Annotated in this window: 19 protein-coding genes and 1 tRNA gene; 5 read left to right on the plus strand and 15 right to left on the minus strand. The window is 71.2% G+C overall.

Annotation, left to right across the window (positions count from 1 at the left end; all coding sequences use genetic code 11):
* The first annotated feature begins 35 nt into the window (after positions 1 to 35).
* Positions 36 to 1,547, plus strand: a complete 1,512-nt coding sequence (locus DT019_RS22915; protein WP_114038754.1) for an MFS transporter — start codon at positions 36 to 38, stop codon at positions 1,545 to 1,547.
* Between the two features lie 104 nt (positions 1,548 to 1,651).
* Positions 1,652 to 2,434: a TetR/AcrR family transcriptional regulator gene (locus tag DT019_RS22920; RefSeq protein ID WP_114038755.1), complete on the plus strand. Its 783-nt coding sequence runs from the start codon at positions 1,652 to 1,654 to the stop codon at positions 2,432 to 2,434.
* 342 nt (positions 2,435 to 2,776) lie between these two features.
* Here the strand turns inward: DT019_RS22920 and DT019_RS22925 are convergent, their stop codons facing one another.
* From DT019_RS22925 to DT019_RS22935, 3 genes are all read right to left on the minus strand, one after another.
* Positions 2,777 to 3,595, minus strand: coding sequence for a YceI family protein (locus DT019_RS22925; RefSeq protein WP_114038756.1), 819 nt, complete (start codon positions 3,593 to 3,595; stop codon positions 2,777 to 2,779).
* 185 nt (positions 3,596 to 3,780) lie between these two features.
* The gene (locus DT019_RS22930; RefSeq protein ID WP_189389836.1) at positions 3,781 to 6,237 is read right to left on the minus strand and encodes an MFS transporter; all 2,457 of its coding nucleotides are present in this window, start codon (positions 6,235 to 6,237) and stop codon (positions 3,781 to 3,783) included.
* 48 nt (positions 6,238 to 6,285) lie between these two features.
* Positions 6,286 to 6,780, minus strand: coding sequence for a MarR family winged helix-turn-helix transcriptional regulator (locus DT019_RS22935; RefSeq protein WP_114038758.1), 495 nt, complete (start codon positions 6,778 to 6,780; stop codon positions 6,286 to 6,288).
* A gap of 235 nt (positions 6,781 to 7,015) precedes the next feature.
* Between DT019_RS22935 and DT019_RS22940 the strand changes: the two genes are divergently transcribed.
* The gene (locus DT019_RS22940) at positions 7,016 to 7,234 is read left to right on the plus strand and encodes a hypothetical protein (protein WP_114038759.1); all 219 of its coding nucleotides are present in this window, start codon (positions 7,016 to 7,018) and stop codon (positions 7,232 to 7,234) included.
* A gap of 51 nt (positions 7,235 to 7,285) precedes the next feature.
* Here the strand turns inward: DT019_RS22940 and DT019_RS22945 are convergent, their stop codons facing one another.
* The 9 genes from DT019_RS22945 to DT019_RS22980 form a co-directional block, all read right to left on the minus strand.
* Positions 7,286 to 8,044, minus strand: coding sequence for a hypothetical protein (locus DT019_RS22945; RefSeq protein WP_114038760.1), 759 nt, complete (start codon positions 8,042 to 8,044; stop codon positions 7,286 to 7,288).
* Positions 8,045 to 8,100: 56 nt separating this feature from the next.
* Positions 8,101 to 8,952, minus strand: coding sequence for an RNA polymerase sigma factor SigF (locus DT019_RS22950; RefSeq protein ID WP_114038761.1), 852 nt, complete (start codon positions 8,950 to 8,952; stop codon positions 8,101 to 8,103).
* 256 nt (positions 8,953 to 9,208) lie between these two features.
* Positions 9,209 to 10,084: an RNA polymerase sigma factor SigF gene (locus DT019_RS22955; protein ID WP_114038796.1), complete on the minus strand. Its 876-nt coding sequence runs from the start codon at positions 10,082 to 10,084 to the stop codon at positions 9,209 to 9,211.
* 239 nt (positions 10,085 to 10,323) lie between these two features.
* The gene (locus tag DT019_RS22960) at positions 10,324 to 10,617 is read right to left on the minus strand and encodes a Dabb family protein (RefSeq protein ID WP_114038762.1); all 294 of its coding nucleotides are present in this window, start codon (positions 10,615 to 10,617) and stop codon (positions 10,324 to 10,326) included.
* A 43-nt stretch (positions 10,618 to 10,660) separates the two neighbouring features.
* Entirely contained in the window at positions 10,661 to 10,822 is a 162-nt protein-coding gene (locus tag DT019_RS39700) for a hypothetical protein (protein ID WP_189389838.1), read from the minus strand.
* A 425-nt stretch (positions 10,823 to 11,247) separates the two neighbouring features.
* A tRNA-Ser gene (locus DT019_RS22965) sits at positions 11,248 to 11,332 on the minus strand.
* 58 nt (positions 11,333 to 11,390) lie between these two features.
* Positions 11,391 to 11,819 (minus strand): tRNA adenosine(34) deaminase TadA, encoded by a 429-nt coding sequence (gene tadA / locus DT019_RS22970; RefSeq protein WP_114038797.1) that lies wholly within the window; start codon positions 11,817 to 11,819, stop codon positions 11,391 to 11,393.
* A gap of 44 nt (positions 11,820 to 11,863) precedes the next feature.
* Entirely contained in the window at positions 11,864 to 12,424 is a 561-nt protein-coding gene (locus DT019_RS22975; protein ID WP_114038763.1) for a hypothetical protein, read from the minus strand.
* Positions 12,425 to 12,628: 204 nt separating this feature from the next.
* Positions 12,629 to 12,808, minus strand: a complete 180-nt coding sequence (locus tag DT019_RS22980; protein WP_114038764.1) for a hypothetical protein — start codon at positions 12,806 to 12,808, stop codon at positions 12,629 to 12,631.
* A 123-nt stretch (positions 12,809 to 12,931) separates the two neighbouring features.
* Between DT019_RS22980 and upp the strand changes: the two genes are divergently transcribed.
* Positions 12,932 to 13,567, plus strand: coding sequence for a uracil phosphoribosyltransferase (gene upp, locus DT019_RS22985; protein WP_114038765.1), 636 nt, complete (start codon positions 12,932 to 12,934; stop codon positions 13,565 to 13,567).
* Positions 13,568 to 13,583: 16 nt separating this feature from the next.
* Here upp and DT019_RS22990 read toward each other — a convergent pair whose 3' ends face one another.
* Positions 13,584 to 14,210 carry a LytR C-terminal domain-containing protein gene (locus tag DT019_RS22990; protein WP_114038766.1) on the minus strand — a complete coding sequence of 209 codons (627 nt, stop codon included), beginning with the start codon at positions 14,208 to 14,210 and terminating at the stop codon, positions 13,584 to 13,586.
* A 113-nt stretch (positions 14,211 to 14,323) separates the two neighbouring features.
* Complete coding sequence (locus DT019_RS22995) at positions 14,324 to 14,620, minus strand: type II toxin-antitoxin system VapB family antitoxin (protein WP_114038767.1); 297 nt, start codon at positions 14,618 to 14,620, stop codon at positions 14,324 to 14,326.
* A gap of 96 nt (positions 14,621 to 14,716) precedes the next feature.
* On the opposite strand from DT019_RS22995, the gene DT019_RS23000 reads away from it, so the two are divergent.
* Positions 14,717 to 16,399: a helicase HerA-like domain-containing protein gene (locus DT019_RS23000; RefSeq protein WP_114038768.1), complete on the plus strand. Its 1,683-nt coding sequence runs from the start codon at positions 14,717 to 14,719 to the stop codon at positions 16,397 to 16,399.
* A gap of 226 nt (positions 16,400 to 16,625) precedes the next feature.
* Here DT019_RS23000 and DT019_RS23005 read toward each other — a convergent pair whose 3' ends face one another.
* On the minus strand, positions 16,626 to 17,204 hold the full coding sequence (locus DT019_RS23005; RefSeq protein WP_114038769.1) for an HhH-GPD-type base excision DNA repair protein: 579 nt from the start codon (positions 17,202 to 17,204) through the stop codon (positions 16,626 to 16,628).
* Positions 17,205 to 17,242 lie beyond the last annotated feature (38 nt).

Consider the following 17,242-nt stretch of genomic DNA (forward strand, 5'->3'; position numbering starts at 1 on the left):
CTCATTTACACCGTATAAGGAGCCAGGGAGCCGCCATGACGGCAACGACAGCCGAGACCCCCGCCACCCCCACCGGACACCCTCAGTGCTGGCTGATCCTCGGCGTCATCTGCGTCGCCCAGCTCACGGTGCTGCTCGACAACACCGTCCTCAACGTCGCCATCCCCTCGCTCACCACCTCGCTCGGCGCGTCCACCGCCGACATCCAGTGGATGATCAACGCGTACTCGCTGGTCCAGTCCGGACTGCTGCTCACCGCGGGCAGCGCGTCCGACCGCTACGGACGCAAGAAGATGCTCGCGGCGGGACTCGCGCTCTTCGGCCTGGGCTCGCTGGCCGCGGGGCTCGCCCACAATTCCGTACAGCTGATCGCCGCCCGCGCGGGCATGGGTGTCGGCGGGGCGCTGCTGATGACCACCACGCTCGCCGTCGTCGTCCAGATCTTCGACGACGAGGCCCGGGTCAAGGCCATCGGCATCTGGGCCACCGTCAACTCGCTCGGCTTCGCCGCCGGGCCGCTGATCGGCGGCGTCATGCTCGACCACTTCTGGTGGGGCGCGATCTTCCTGGTCAACATCCCCGTCGCGGTCCTCGGCCTGGTCGCCGTGCTCGCCCTCGTACCCGAGTCGAAGAATCCCCAGGGCGACCGGCCCGACCTGCTCGGCGCGCTGCTCTCCACGGTCGGCATGACCGGAGTGGTCTACGCGATCATCTCCGGGCCGGGCCACGGCTGGCTCTCCGGCCACGTGCTGGCCTCGGCGGCCGTCGGCGTCGTGTTCCTCGGCGTGTTCGTGCGCTGGGAGCTGTCCATCGAGCACCCCATGCTGGACATGCACTTCTTCCGCAACCAGAAGTTCATCGGCGCGGTCGCCGGGTCGATCCTGGTCGCCTTCGGCATGGGCGGCTCGCTGTTCCTGCTCACCCAGCACCTCCAGTTCGTGCTCGGATACGGCCCGTTGGAGGCGGGCCTTCGCACCGCGCCGCTCGCCCTGAGCGTGGTCGTGCTCAACATGTCGGGCGTCGGCGCGAAGCTGGTCGTGAAGGTCGGCACCCCGCGCGCCATCGCCATCGGCATGACCGCCAACGCGGCCGGGCTCGCCTCGATCGCGCTGCTCGGCGGCCACAGCTACGGCGGCACGCTGTTCGGCCTGGTCGTGATGGGCGCGGGCATCGCGTTCTCCATGCCGGCCATGGCCAACGCCATCATGAGCGCGATCCCGCCGGAGAAGGCGGGCGTGGGCGCGGGGGTGAACGGCACCCTGGGCGAGTTCGGCAACGGGCTCGGCGTGGCGGTGCTCGGGGCGGTACTCAACTCGCGGTTCGCGGCGCTCGTGCCGGTGGCCGCGGCCTCGCTGCCCGCCGCGCTCGCCGCCGCCCGCAGCGACGCCGAACGCGGCCGGATCGCCGACGCCTTCGCCTCCGGCCTGGAGACCAGCCAGCTGGTCGGCGCGGTCGCGGTGCTCGCCGGCGGACTGCTCGCCGCGGTCCTGCTGCACCGGGCGGAGCGCAGCGCGGCCGCTCCCGCCGACGCGGCCCCCGCCGCATAGCATCGTCGGGGGATGCGTCCCCGAATTCCGGACATGCCCCTGATGGGACCCGGTGCACAGGGCCCTGACGGGGTGGCAGGACCAACAGACCGAGGAGGGCGGCGATGGCGGCGGCGGACCGTGCGAAGGATGCGGCGCGTACCAGCGTGTGGCTCGGGAGCAAGGCGCAGAACCGGGTGCGCCGCTCGGAGGCGCCCGAGGGCGGCCCGGTGCTCGACCGGGACCGGATCACCGCCGAGGCCGTCCGGCTCCTCGACGCCGAGGGATCGGCCAAGTTCTCCATGCGGCGGCTCGCGGCGGAGCTCGGTGTCACCGCGATGTCCCTGTACTGGTACGTCGACACCAAGGACGACCTCCTCGAACTCGCCCTCGACTCGGTGTTCGCCGAGATCGAGCTGCCCGACATGGCGGACGAGAGCGCCGACTGGCGCGATCAGCTGCGCGACATCGCCCGCGGCTACCGGGCGGTGTTCGTCCGCCACGCCTGGGCCTCCGCGCTGATCGGCCGCTACCTCAACATCGGGCCGCACGCGATGGCCTTCGCGAGCGCGGCCCAGCGGCTCCTGGCCCGCACCGGGCTGCCCCCGCACGGGCAGATGGGCGGGATGGCCGCGGTCTTCCAGTTCGTGTACGGGTTCGGCACGATCGAGGGCACGTTCGTACGGCGTTGCGCGGACGCGGGGCTCACCCAGGACGAGTACTTCGCCCAGGCGATGGGCGCGCTGAACGAACGCCCGGCGTACCGGGTGCAGTTCGAGGACGCGGCCGAGCTGATGGCCGCGCGGGGCGGGGACACGGTGCAGGACATGCGGCAGCGGGACTTCGACTTCGCGCTGTCGCTCCTTGTGGCCGGCATCGAAGCCCTGAGCACCCAAAACCCCGGGTAAGCACCCCAGACCCCGGCAGGCCGCCCATGCAGGCCGGCACCGCCCCTGCCAGGATCGCGTTGCCCATGCGGTCCGACACCGCCCCTGCCAGGGGCGCGGGGAACTGCGCGAGCAACCACGCACGGTCCGCAGGCGCCCCTGGGGCTCCGCCCCAGACCCCGGTTCGCGCCTTGAGGGCGCTCGTCCTCAAACTCCCCCAAGGCCTCAAGGGCCAGGGGGGACCCCCATGACGGGCTGAAGATGCCAACGCTGGGCGCCCTACAGGGGCGCGGGGAACTGCGCGAGCAAGTGGGCACGGTCCGCAGGTCGAAGGGGGTTTGAGGGGGCCGGAGGAACGCCGGGTCAGAGGGTGGGGAGGGCGTCGCCCTGGACGGTTTGGATGTCCAGCTCGACCCGCAACGTCGTGCCGATCGCAGAAACCCCCGCCCGCAGAACCTGGTTGTAATTCATCGCGAAGTCCTCCCGCCGAAGCTCCGCCGTCGCCCGGTACGCCGCCCGCACCCCGCCCCACGGATCCGGCCCCGTACCCAGGTAGGTGAGGTCGAGGTCGACCTCGCGCAGGACGCCGTGCAGCGACAGCCCACCCCGTACCGTCCAGCGGTCCTGCCCGGCCGGGACCAGGTCCGTGCTGCGGTAGGTGATCTCCGGGAAGCGCTCGACGTCCAGGAAGTCGGCGGACTTGAGATGCCCGTCGCGCATCGCGTTGCCCGTGTCGATGGAGGCCGCGCCGATGACCGCCTCCACCCGCGACTTCTCCAGGTCCTCGGCGATCTCGATGCGCCCGCCGAACTCCCCGAACCGGCCGTGCACGCTGGAGATGCCCAGGTGCTGGGCGACCGCGCCGACCGACGAGTGCGCCGGGTCGATCACCCAGGGCCCCGGCGGCGGAAGCTCGACGCCGCCCTGCCTGGCCAACACCACCGTGCCGACCTCGGCCCGGCCGCTCGCCGTCACCAGCGCGGTGGAGGCGACGGGGGCGTACCCGACGGCCGTCACGATCACCGTGTACGGGCCCGGCGGGAGCGCCGCGTCCGCCGACACCGAGCCGTCCTCGGCCGCCGAGGCGCGCAGCACCTGCGTGCCGGTCATGTCGGTCATCGTCACCACGGCGTGCGAGACCGCCCAGCCGTCGCGCGTCCGTACCTGTGCCCGCAGTCCCATCCCGTTTTCTCTCCTCAAGTGCAAAAGGCCAAGTGCAAAGGCCGGGCCCCGGGGGCGGGACGGCCGGCCGTCCCCTGCCCGCCGCCCCATCCCCGGGGCCCATTTCCACGCCGGACGCGACCGCCTCCGCTCGAAGCGGGCCGCACCCGGGGGTCTGCGGGGGCACCCGGTCGGGTGCCCCCCATCTACTCGCCGGGGTGGGCGAGTTCGATGTCGTGGCCGTCGACGCCGCGGCCGGTCACGGTCAGCGAACCGGCCACCGGCGGGTAGCCGGTCGCGATCAGCGTGTACTCGCCGGCGTTCAGGTCGGCGAAGGCGTACGCGCCGTCGTCGCCCGTCGTCGCGCCCGCGACCACGTTGCCCGCCGCGTCGAGCAGCGTGACCCGCGCGTCGGCCAGCGGGCGGCGGTCGGCGCCGCCCCGGATCGTGCCCTGGACCAGCGCGCCGGCCTGGAGCGCGGCCTCGACGCGGGTCACGCCGTAGCCCGCGATCTCCACCGGCAGCGCCAGCGGGCGGAAGCCGTCCGCGTTGACCGCCACCGTGACCTGGCCCGGGACCAGCTCACCGAAGGTGAACTCGCCCGCCGCGCCCGACTTCCCGGTGGCCAGCAGGTCACCGCGCACATCGGTCACGATCACCATCGCGCCCTCGACGGGCGCCCCGGTCTCGGCCGCCTTCACCGCGCCCGTCAGACCGCTGGTGCCGGACAGGAGGATGTCGTACGCGAGCGCCTCACCGCCCACGACCACGGTCGAGGCCTGCGGCTGGAAGCCGTCGGCGGCCGCGATCAGGACGTACGAACCGGCGCCCGGCGCCGCGAGCAGGTACCCGCCGTCGGGCCCCGCCACCGCGCGGCCGAGCTGGCTGCCGCCGAGCGAGATGAGGGTGACGGCCGCGGAGGCGACGGGCGCCCCTTCGGCCGCGCGCACCGTGCCGCGTACCGGGATGCCGTCGAGGACCGGCGCCTCGGCGGCCACCGGGGCCGCGACCTCCGCCGCCGGGGCGGAGACCGGTGCGGGAGCCGGAGCCGCGGGGGCCTCGTCGGACTCGGCCGCGCCCACCGCACGGGTCCGCAGCGGGATCTCCTTGATGAACAGCGTGATCAGGAAGGCGAGCAGCGCGCACGGCGCCGCGTACAGGAACACGTCGCCGACCCCGTGGCCGTACGCGCTCTCGATGACGGTACGGATCGGCCCGGGCAGCGTGGCCAGGTCCGGGATGGTGCCGGAGCCGCTGCTGTTCCGGGCCGCCGCGGCGCCCTGCGGGCCGAGCGCGGTGAGGCCGTCGGTGACGTAGTGGGTGACCCGGTTGGCCATGACCGCGCCGAGCGCCGATACGCCGACCGCACCACCGAGGGAGCGGAAGAAGACGACGACGGAGGAGGCGGAGCCGAGGTCGGCCGGGGAGACCTGGTTCTGGGTGCACAGGACCAGGTTCTGCATCATCATGCCGATGCCGAGGCCCATCAGCGCCATGTAGATCGCGAGGTGCCAGTACGGGGTGTCGTAGCGCATGGTGCCGAGCAGACCGAGGCCCGCCGTCACCAGCACACCGCCGCTGACCAGCCACGCCTTCCACTTGCCGGTCTTGGTGATGACCTGTCCGGAGACGGTGGACGCGATGAACAGTCCGCCGATCATCGGGATCGTCATGACGCCGGACATGGTCGGCGTCTTGCCGCGCGCCAGCTGGAAGTACTGGGAGAAGAAGACCGTGCCCGCGAACATCGCGACGCCCACGAAGAGCGAGGCGAGCGAGGCCAGGGTGATGGTGCGGTTGCGGAAGAGGCGCAGCGGGATGATCGGCTCGCTGGCCCTCGACTCGGCGAACACGAACAGCGCGCCGAGCACGATCGAGCCGCCGACCATGGCGTACGTCTGCCACGAGATCCAGTCGTACTTGTCGCCCGCGAAGGTCACCCAGACCAGGAGCAGCGAGACCGCGGCGCTGATCAGGAAGGCGCCGGTCCAGTCGACCTTGACGTCCCGCTTCACCACGGGGAGCTTCAGGGTCTTCTGCAGGACGATCAGGGCGATGACCGCGAACGGCACGCCGACGTAGAAGCACCAGCGCCAGCCGAGCCAGTCGGTGTCGGTGATCAGGCCGCCGAGCAGCGGTCCGCCGACCGTCGCGACCGCGAACGTGGCACCGAGGTAGCCGCTGTAACGACCGCGCTCGCGCGGCGAGATCATGGCGGCCATGATGATCTGGGCGAGCGCGGAGAGACCGCCGACGCCGATGCCCTGGACCACGCGGCAGGCGATGAGCATGCCCGAGCTCTGCGAGAGGCCGGCCACGATCGAGCCGGAGACGTAGATGACCAGGGCTATCTGGACCAGGAGCTTCTTGCTGAAGAGGTCCGAGAGCTTGCCCCACAGCGGGGTGGTCGCGGTCATCGCGAGCAGCGAGGCCGTCACGACCCAGGTGTACGCGGACTGGCCGCCGCCCAGGTCGCTGATGATGTGCGGCAGGGCGTTGGAGACGATCGTCGAGGACAGGATGGCGACGAACATGCCGAGCAGCAGCCCGGACAACGCCTCCATGATCTGCCGGTGAGACATCGGCGCGCCGTCACCGGAGGACGCGTGCCCTCCGTGCTTGGCGTGGCCGCCCCGCACACCGGCTGGTGTGGTCGTAGCCATGAAATTCCTTGTCTTGTACGTCTGTTGGGCAGGTGTACGGGTGTGTTGCTAAGCGGGTGTACGGGTTTCGGAAGCCCGCGCCTCGGGGGCCTCGGGGGCCCGGACGTGGGGTGCCCGGCAGTCCCCGAAGGAGTCGCGCAGGCGGGCCAGCATCGTGTTGAGCTGCCCGACCTCGTCGTCGGACCAGTCCCTCAGGGTGTGCGCGAACATCTCCGTGGTGCGCAGCCCGAGTTCGTCGATCATGGCCTGGCCCGCGGGGGTGAGCCGCAGGATCCGCGAGCGCTTGTCGGCGGGGTCGGCGGACCTCTCGATCCAGCCCCGCTGAGCCACGTGCGCGACATGACGGCTCGTCACCGACATGTCCACCGCCAGGAGTTCGGCGAGCCTGCTGATCCGCATCTCGCCGTGACGCTCCAGGAGGGTGAGCACGGCGGCCGAGCCGCCCGGGCACTCGGGCGGCAGGATCCGCGCGAGTCCGCGCTTGACGGCGCCGATGGCGCTGAGCTGGCGGGCCAGCTCCTCGTAGAGGCTCTGCGCGGCCATGGACACCTCCCGACATCTTGTTGCTTAGGGCAACCATAAGATTGTTGGTTGCCGAAGGCAAACTAAATTGGGGCCTCGGCGGCAAAGGAAACGCAAAGCCTTCGCATATGGAAACCCAAGCCCCAGGTGGGGGCGGTGCGGACCCCTTCTCCGAGGGGATCGTGGCGCGCCGTGACCGCCCGCGCGCGGGGGCGGGGGTTGGGCCCGATGCCCATCTTCGCTAGGGTCCTGCCCCATGGCACACAACCCCCACGCACCCCAGGGTCCCGAGGGCAACTACGACCCGGCGGGCTCCACGCAGATGTTCCGCGCCTTCGTAGACGAGGGCGCGCCGCAGGGCCGCCAGGCGGCGACCCCGGCCGCGGCCCCGGCCAGCCCCCGCGTCGGCCTGATCGTCGGAGTGATCGCGGTCCTCGCGATCCTCGCGGCGGTGGCCTGGCTCGCCCTGGGCTGACCGGGCCTCAAGCCTCCCCGGGACCGGGCGGAGGTGGGGAAACGAAGCCCCCTACCCCCAACTGGCCGTCACCGAGCGTGTCTCCACGTGCATCCCCAGCGGCACCCGCCACGCATCCACACACACCCCGTACGTCCGCGACGTACTCGCCCCCGCCGTGATCGGCACCGGCAGTGCCTGGCTCGTCGTGATGGTCGCCCAGTCCACCCCGAGCAGCCCGATGATGTGCGTCGCGAACACCACGGTGCCCGATTTCACCGCCGTGCCCCCGCTGTTGCGGAACGGGACGGTCACGTCCTCGCACCACCGGTGATCCCCCGCCGAGCGGCTGGGCGCCCCGAGGCTGAGCATCGCGGGCCCCGGCGCGGGCCCGGTGGAGCCGGAGGGCGTGCCGGACGGGGTGGTGGGAGTGCCGGGGGAGGCGGGAGCTCCCGGTGTGCCCGGGGAGCCCGCCGAGGGTGAACGGCCGGGCGGCGCAGGGGCGTTCGAGGGTGCCCCTGGGGACACTGGAGACACCGGGGCGGCGGGCGTCTGCCCGGCCGGGCCGCCGGACGCGGGCGGCGTCGAAGGCGTATCAGTACCCGGACGCGAGGCGCCGGACGGTGGCGGCGCGGCCGAGCCGTCCAGCGGGACCAGGCGCACCCCGTCCTGGGGCGGCACCGCGCGGTCCGGGGCCGAGGGCCCGGTGCCCGCGGCGCCGACCGCGACGTATCCCGGCCGCCCGCCCCCGTCGGCACAGGCCGCGAGGGCGCCGCCCAGGCCCAGGACCAGCACCGCCGGAACGCCGATGAGCGCAGCACGTCGTCGCATCGCGCCAGTGTGGCTGACGGTGCGTCAATTAACCAGGGTGCGGGCCGGGTTGGGCGTCAGTCCGAGATGAGGCCTTCGCGGAGCTGGGCCAGCGTGCGGGTGAGCAGGCGCGAGACGTGCATCTGCGAGATGCCGACCTCCTCGCCGATCTGCGACTGCGTCATGTTCGCGAAGAAGCGGAGCATGATGATCTGCCGTTCCCGGGGAGGGAGTTTGGCGAGCAGCGGCTTGAGCGACTCGCGGTACTCGACGCCTTCGAGGGCCGTGTCCTCGTAGCCGAGCCGGTCCGCGAGCGAGCCCTCGCCGCCGTCGTCCTCGGTGGCGGGCGAGTCGAGCGAGGAGGCGGTGTAGGCGTTGCCGACCGCGAGCCCGTCGACCACGTCCTCCTCGGACACGCCGAGTACGGCGGCCAGTTCGGGGACGGTGGGCGAGCGGTCGAGCTTCTGGGCGAGCTCGTCGCTGGCCTTGGTGAGGGCGAGCCGCAGCTCCTGGAGGCGCCGCGGCACCCGCACCGACCAGGACGTGTCGCGGAAGAACCGCTTGATCTCACCGACGACCGTGGGCATGGCGAACGTCGGGAATTCCACGCCCCGTTCGCAGTCGAACCGGTCGATCGCCTTGATCAGCCCGATCGTGCCGACCTGGACGATGTCCTCCATCGGCTCGTTGCGGCTGCGGAACCGGGCGGCCGCGTACCGCACGAGCGGCAGGTTGAGCTCGATGAGGGTGTCGCGTACGTACGTACGCTCCGGGCTGTCGTCGTCCAGCGTGGCGAGGCGCAGGAACAGGGAGCGGGACAGCGTGCGGGTGTCGATGGCTGCGGTGTTTGCGGCGTGTCGGCGCACGGTCGGTACGGGTGCGCTCTTGGTGAGCGTGAGCACCTTCGAGCTGCCCTGTTCTGCGGACATGCCAACCCCCTTGAAGTTGCGGCGGTCGCGGACGGTCGCGTCGGGCCACGACCATCGGAGGAAGCAGCCTCCACCTGAATACCGGAGGCGGGGCTGCGGCAAACGCGGTTTCCGCAGAATGTCACATGTCGGCAACACGCTGTAGTGACATGTCGACAAGGGGGGCCCGAGTACGTGCAGGAAACAGGGGGTGTGGGGTTTTTCGGTCAGAAATTTTTTGCCGGACCAGGACGGGAGCCCGGGTCACTCGATCCGGTTATGCCTCGATTCGATTTGCGGATCGAAGTCGGGCGAAGCTCCTGGCCAGAAGCCTTGACACATGCATCTGCGACACTCCCAATTCCTGGCTGATCTGGGACTGCGTCAGATTGCTGTAATAGCGGAGCATCAAGATCCGCTGCTCCCGCTCGGGCAGTTGTACGAGCAGATGGCGGACCAGATCGCGGTGTTCGACACCGGCGAGCGCGGGGTCCTCGTAACCGAGCCGGTCGAGGAGCCCGGGCAGCCCGTCGCCCTCCTGGGCGGCTTCGAGGGAGGTCGCGTGGTACGAGCGGCCCGCCTCGATGCAGGCGAGCACCTCGTCCTCGCCGATCCTGAGCCGCTCGGCGATCTCGGCGGTGGTGGGGGAGCGGCCGTGCAGGGTCGTCAGGTCCTCGGTGGCGCCGTTCACCTGCACCCACAGTTCGTGCAGGCGCCTGGGGACGTGGACGGTGCGCACGTTGTCGCGGAAGTACCGCTTGATCTCGCCCACGACGGTGGGCATCGCGAAGGTGGGGAACTGCACGCCGCGGTCCGGGTCGAACCGGTCGATCGCGTTGATCAGGCCGATCGTGCCGACCTGGACGACGTCCTCCATGGGCTCGTTGCGGCTGCGGAACCGGGCGGCCGCGTACCGCACCAGCGGCAGGTTCGCCTCGATCAGCGCCGCGCGCACCCGGCCGTGCTCCGGGGTGCCGGGCGTGAGCCCCTTGAGCTGGCCGAACAGCACCTGGGTGAGGGCGCGGGTGTCCGCACCCCTGGTGGAGGTTCTGGCGGGGCCCCTGGGGCCCTCCGAGGAGTCCTGGGCGGGCACTTCGGGGGCGTCCGGGGGCTCGTTCTGGGGCGGCACCTGAGGCGTAGTACTGGCCGGCACGGTCACGCCACCCCTTAGTCCTCGGTCAACTCATCCGTCAAAAGCGGTCATAGCATCACAAGACATGTCCACTGTGTGCAAGCACCGTATAACCACGTGTTGAGGGCAAGTTGGGGCAGATGGCCCCTGTGGGATGGTCCGGTCCGGGGGTGGCCGGGGCATGGAAAAGCCCCGCACCTCTCAGGTGCGGGGCCACGTCGCCCGCGGCCGGGACCGCGTGCCGGATCGCGGGCCGCGGATCAGAACGGGTAGTCGGCGATCACCCAGGTGGCGAACTCGCGCCACTGGCCGGCCGCGGCCTGGTGCGCCGGATGCTCGATGTACCGCTTCAGCGCGTCCTCGTCCGCCACGGCGGAGTTGATGGCGAAGTCGTACGCGATCGGCCGGTCGGTGATGTTCCAGGCGCACTCCCAGAACTCGATCTCGGGGACGACCCCGTCGAGCTCCTCGAAGGCCTTCACGCCGGCGACGACACGCTCGTCGTCGCGCTCGACGCCCTCATTGAGCTTGAACAGCACCAGGTGGCGGATCATGAACTCTCCTACTACGGCTACGACGGGGTGCGGTCCGAGCGGCTCAGCGAACCAGGTTGGTCATGAACTGGCCGACGCCCTTGGCCGCGCTCGATATGCCCTCGAACCCGGTCTGGACCATCCCGGCGGCCTGCACCGGCGACGTGATGATCGTGTAGAGCACGAAGACCACGGCGATGTAGAGCAGGACCTTCTTGACGTCCACTGTGCCTTGCCCCTCCCGGCGACGGCGCCACCCCTGTGCGGTCGGGTGAGTCTAACCGCCACCCCGCCGGACCTCACCCGGCCTTTAAGGACCAAGGGCCCGGCGATCGGGGCCCTTTGCCCGACGGTACGGACGTGACGCGGGAGCAGGATGGTTCCTGAGCCCACCACATCTGGCAGGAATGCGGTGGGCGAGGAACAGGGCCTCACTGCGGGGTCCGCGCCGCGAGCTTCCCCCCTGACTGCGGCGCAGGACTTGCAGGTTCTGTTCTCATCGGGGGGAGCGGCTTGTCCCCCCGATGCCGTTCCCCCCGTCCCCACGTCGAAGCCCCGGTCATCCCCCCGACCGGGGCTTCTTCGCATCCGCGGGCGTGCGGCGGACCGGCACGCAAGAAGGGCCCCGACACTGTCGGGGCCCTTCACAAGCGGTAGCGGAGGGATTTGAACCCTCGGTGAGTTTCCCCACACTCGCTTTCGAGGCGAGCTCCTTCGGCCGCTCGGACACGCTACCGAGAGAGAGCTTAGCCCAAGGTGGGCCGTGGTTTGAAATCGGTTCGGCGAGAGCTGGGTCACCGCTGCCGGAAGAAGGCCGTCAGCTGGGCCGAACACTCCTCTTCGAGCACGCCGGAGACCACTTCGGGACGGTGGTTGAGCCGCTGGTCGCGCACGAGGTCCCACAGCGAACCGGCCGCGCCCGCCTTCTCGTCGCGGGCCCCGTAGACGACCCGGTCGATCCGGGACTGGACGATGGCGCCCGCGCACATCACGCACGGCTCCAGGGTGACGACGAGCGTGCAGCCGGTCAGCCGCCACTCGCCGGTCCTGCGGGCCGCGCGCCGGATCGCGAGGACCTCCGCGTGCGCGGTCGGATCGCCGGTCGCCTCGCGCTCGTTGTGCCCGGACGCCAGCAGGGAGCCGTCCGGGGCGAGCACGACCGCGCCGACCGGCACATCGCCGGCCGACTCGGCCTGTACCGCCCCGGCCAGGGCGGAGCGCATCGGCTCCGCCCATCGGTCGCGTACGGGATCGTGCGGGTGGAGCACTAGCGGACGGCCTCCAGGACCTCGGCGGCGCCCAGCGCGTCCGCGATCGTCACGAGGGCGTCGCCGTCGAGAGCGAGGAGCCGGCGCTCGCTCACCCCGAGGTCGGCGAGGATCGCGCTCTCGCCGAGCGGCCCGGTCGGCACCGCGCTGTCCGACGGGTCGTCCCCGCCGTCCGGCACCTCCGCGACGTCGGCCGCGTCGGCCGCTTCGTCTTCGTATCCGTCCTCCGTGCCGTCGAGGTCAAGGGTGTCCAGCTCGTCCTCCTCGTCGTCCTGGTCGTGGCCGAGCAGTTCGTCGGTGAGCATGGCCCCGTACGAGGAGCGGGCTGCGACGGCGGCGTTGGAGACGAAGACGCGCGGGTCCTCCTCGCCGTCGACGCGGACGACGCCGAACCAGGCGTCCTCCTGCTCGATGAAGACGAGCACCGTGTCATCGGCCCCGTCGGCGGCTGCTTCCCGGGCCAGATCGGCCAGATCGGACAGCGTCTCCACATCGTCGAGCTCTGTGTCGCTCGCTTCCCACCCGTCTTCGGTGCGCGCGAGCAGTGCGGCGAAGTACACCGTGACTCTCCCACTGGTCATAGGCGTGCCGGTTGGGGGTCCCCCCGGCTGTGGCTTCATTCGGAATCGTGGCAGAAAACACCGCGGTTGCGAGAGTTCTTCCGCGGTTGCGTTTTTCCGGTCGCCGTCTTCACGGGTTCCGGGCCGCCGCGGCCACGCTTCCCGATCGCCGCGATTCCGGCCCCAGAGCGCCAAATTCGCGGGTCACCAGCGGAAGGTTCGCATGCGCATGGCCTGGCGCATACGGGCCGCGCGGGCGCGCCGGGGCTGGACCCGGTCGCGCAGCGCCTTCGCCTCGTGCAGCTCGCGCAGGAACTGGGCGCGCCGTCGCCGCCGCTCCGCGTCGCTCTCCGGTTGTCGCTCCGCGTCGTGCTCGTCCGGCATTGGTTCACACCGCCCCGGGTCGGTTCCTGTTCTCCACCTTCCCCCCGTTCGGGCTCTTGACGCCAGCATGAAGGGGCAACAGGTGGGACGCGGGGCCGCTACGCCCCGGTTACTGTGGACGTCATGCGGATCCATGTCGTCGACCACCCTCTCGTGGCGCACAAGCTCACCACGCTGCGCGACAAGCGCACCGACTCCCCGACCTTCCGGCGGCTCGCCGACGAGCTGGTCACCCTGCTCGCCTACGAGGCCACCCGGGACGTGCGCACCGAGCAGGTGGACATCGAGACCCCGGTGACGCCGACGACGGGCGTGAAGCTCTCGTACCCGCGTCCGCTGGTGGTCCCGATCCTGCGGGCCGGTCTCGGCATGCTCGACGGCATGGTGCGCCTGCTGCCGACCGCCGAGGTGGGCTTCCTCGGCATGATCCGCAACGAGGAGACCCTGGAGGCCTCCACGTACGCGACGCGGATGCCCGAGGACCTCTCCGGCCGTCAGGTGTACGTGCTGGACCCGATGCTGGCGACCGGCGGCACGCTGGTCGCGGCGATCCGCGAGCTCATCAAGCGCGGCGCCGACGACGTGACCGCCGTGGTGCTGCTCGCCGCCCCCGAGGGCGTCGAGGTCATGGAGCGCGAGCTGGCGGGCACGCCGGTGACCGTGGTGACCGCCTCGGTCGACGAGCGCCTCAACGAGCACGGCTACATCGTGCCGGGCCTGGGCGACGCCGGCGACCGGATGTACGGCACCGCCGACTAGCTCTCCCGAACCGTTCTCAGCACTTCCCCGAGGGCGCGGGTGCGGGCTTGGCCAGGGCGGCCAGGGCCGTGTCCGCGTCCTTCGGCGTGTTCAGGTCGGCGAACGTGGTCCCCAGGATCAGGTCGACGTCCGGCGTGTCGCGCTTGTCGGTCTTCTGGGCCGCGCCCTTGAGCTGCGCGCCCAGCACGGAGAAGGGGCCGTGGGTCGCCGCGGGGGCGCCGAGCAGCACCCCGTTGCCCGGGACCTTCTTGTCGTACTCGGCGGGCGCGTTGCCGACCTTGCCGATCGCGAAGCCGCGCTTCTTCAGCTCGTCGGCGACCGACTTGGCGAGGCCGCCGCGCGGGGTCGCGTTGTAGACGTTGACGGTGATCTGCGCGGGCTTGGGCAGCGCCTGCGGCGGGCCCGAAGCCACGGGCGAGGGGCAGTCCTTCTGGTGCCCGGCGGAGGCCTTGGCCTTGCCGCCGCCACCCCCGAACACGTCGATGAGCTGGATCGTCCCCCAGCCGATCAGGCCGAGGGCCACGACCGCGCCGACCAGCGCGAGGACCAGCCGGCCGCGCTTTCGGGGACGTCGCATCCGCGGGTACGCGTCACCCTTGATGCGGTACTTTCCGCCCATGCCGGGGGGAGTGAGCATGCTCATAGGCGCAGGGTAGTGCCGACCCGGGACGATGCCTACTAAATGATCAACGGTTGGCGCGCGTGTGCGCCCGTATGCGCCGCAAAGGGTCCGAAAGGCTCACCCGGCTGTCGGACTCAGTCCATTTCGAGTACACGGGCGTGCAGGACCTGGCGCTGCTGGAGCGCCGCCCGTACCGCCCGGTGCAGCCCGTCCTCCAGGTAGAGGTCGCCCTGCCACTTCACGACGTGCGCGAAGAGGTCGCCGTAGAACGTGGAGTCCTCGGCGAGGAGGGTCTCCAGGTCGAGCTGACCCTTGGTGGTCACGAGCTGATCGAGCCGGACCGGGCGCGGCGCCACATCCGCCCACTGCCGCGTGCTTTCCCGGCCGTGGTCGGGGTACGGCCGGGAACTTCCGATGCGCTTGAAGATCACACGGAAAGCCTACCGGGCCACCGGCTCCGGGCGCAGCCATGGAGCACGAGTGCAATTCTGGGCAAAGCACAGGAAAACCGACTCAGGGGGCCGGTCATGACCGACAGCGACCAGACGGCGGCCGCGCCCGAGCCCGCGGGCGGCGCCGGGCCGGACGGAACCGGAGCGACGGATCCCGCACCGGCGCCCGCCGAAACACCCACGCCCCCCGCCCCCTCCGCCGCGCCCGCGCCGGCCGACGTACCGCTGCCGCCGCCCGCCGCCGAGATCGCCGCCGGATACGCCTTCACCGGCCCCGCGCTGGAACTGGGCGCCCTCCTGTGGGACGGCCGGTGCCTGCCGGACGCGCCGATCCGCATCCCCCTCTCCATGCTCAACCGGCACGGCCTGGTCGCCGGGGCCACCGGCACCGGCAAGACCAAGACCCTCCAGCTGATCGCCGAACAGCTCTCCGCCAACGGCGTGCCGGTCTTCCTCGCCGACGTGAAGGGCGACGTGTCCGGGATCTCCGCCCCGGGCAAGCCCGGTGACAAGGTGGCCGAACGCTCGGCACAGGTCGGCCAGGACTGGGAGGCGGCGGGATTCCCCTGCGAGTTCTACGGGCTCGGCGGCATCGGCCCCGGCATCCCGCTGCGCGCCACGGTCACGAGTTTCGGACCCGTCCTCCTGTCGAAGGTGCTCCAGCTCAACCAGACCCAGGAGCAGTCGCTCGGGCTGATCTTCCACTACGCCGACACCAAGGGCCTTGAGCTGTACGACCTGAAGGACCTCAAGGCGGTCGTCGGATTCCTCGTCTCCGACGTGGGAAAGGCGGAACTCAAGCAGATCGGCGGTCTGTCGCCCGCGACGGCCGGGGTGATCCTGCGGTCGGTCACCGCGTTCGAGCAGCAGGGAGCGGAATCGTTCTTCGGGGAGCCGGAGTTCGACACGAGCGAGCTGACGCGGCTCGCGCCGGACGGCCGGGGCCTGGTGTCGGTCCTCGAACTGCCCGCCGTCCAGGACAAACCCCAGCTCTTCTCCACGTTCCTGATGTGGCTGCTCGCCGACCTCTTCCAGAAGCTGCCCGAGGTCGGGGACGTGGACCGGCCCAGACTCGTCTTCTTCTTCGACGAGGCGCACCTGTTGTTCAACGGCGCCTCGAAGGCGTTCCTTGAGTCGATCACCCAGACGGTGCGGCTGATCCGCTCCAAAGGCGTCGGGGTCTTCTTCGTCACCCAGACCCCCAAGGACGTCCCCGGCGACGTCCTCGCCCAGCTCGGCAACCGCGTCCAGCACGCGCTGCGGGCCTTCACCCCGGACGACGCGAAGGCCCTGAAGGCGACCGCACGGACCTTCCCGCGCTCCCCGTATGACCTCGAGGAACTCCTCACGGGGCTCGGCACGGGGGAGGCCGTCATCACCGTACTGAGCGAGAACGGCGCCCCGACCCCGGTCGCCGCGACGAGGCTGCGCGCACCGCGGTCCCTGATGGCGCCCATCGACCCGGCCGCGCTCGACCAGGCCGTCAAGTCCTCGGTCCTGTACGGCCGTTACGCGGAGCCGGTCGACCGTGAATCGGCCTTCGAGAAGCTGTCCGCGGCGGAGCAGGCGAGAGAGGCCCAGGCGGTGACGGCCGCCCTCGACCGCCCCGACCCGGGCTCTGCCGCCCGCCCGAAGAAGGACGCGTCGCTGGCGGAGCAGGTGGTGAGCAGCGGGATCTTCCGCTCGCTGGCGAGGTCGGTGGGGGCGCAGCTGGGGCGGGAGATCTCCCGCTCCCTCTTCGGCACCCGCCGAAGGTAGCCCCTGCCGGGAGGCTTCGGCCCTGGGGGCAGGCTTTTGCGCAGTTCCCCGCGCCCCTTAACCCCCCTTCGGTCTGCGGACCGTGCCCGCTTCTCGCGCAGTTCCCCGCGCCCCTGTAGGGGGCCCAGCGTTGGCATCTTCAGCCCGTCCGGCGTGAGGACGAGCGCCCTTTAGGCGCGAACGGGGTCCGGGGCGGAGCCCCGGAAGGGGGTGGGGGCGCCCCGGGTTACTTGGGCGGCTTTGCCGCCTTCACTCCCTGCTTGTACGCCCGCACCTTCGCCAAGGACTCCGGCCCCGAGATGTCGGCCACCGACCGGAAGCAGTCCTCCTCGCCATAGGGCCCCGCGGCCTCGCGCCACCCCGCGGGGCGGACCCCGAGCTGCTTGCCCAGGAGCGCGAGGAAGATCTTCGCCTTCTGCTCGCCGAAGCCGGGCAGCGCCCGGAGCCGGTCCAGGAGCTCGGCCCCGGAGGCCACACCCGTCCAGACCCCGGCCGCGTCACCCCCGTACTCCTCCACCAGGAACTGGCACAGCTGCTGGATCCGCTTGGCCATGGACCCCGGGTAGCGGTGGACGGCCGGCTTCTCCTTGAGGAGCTCCGTGAAGGCCTCCGGGTCGTACGCGGCGATGGCCCCGGCGTCGAGATCGTCCACCCGCATGCGCTGGGCGATCGTGTACGGGCCGGAGAACGCCCATTCCATCGGGACCTGCTGGTCGAGCAGCATGCCGACCAGGGCGGCCAGCGGGCTGCGGCCGAGCAGCTCGTCGGCCTCGGGCCGCTGGGCGAGCCGAAGGGTTGTGTTCATGTCTAGATGATCGACGGACGACGATCTCGCCGCACGCG

The organism is Streptomyces sp. SDr-06, from assembly GCF_003324565.1.
Taxonomy (GTDB): domain Bacteria; phylum Actinomycetota; class Actinomycetes; order Streptomycetales; family Streptomycetaceae; genus Streptomyces.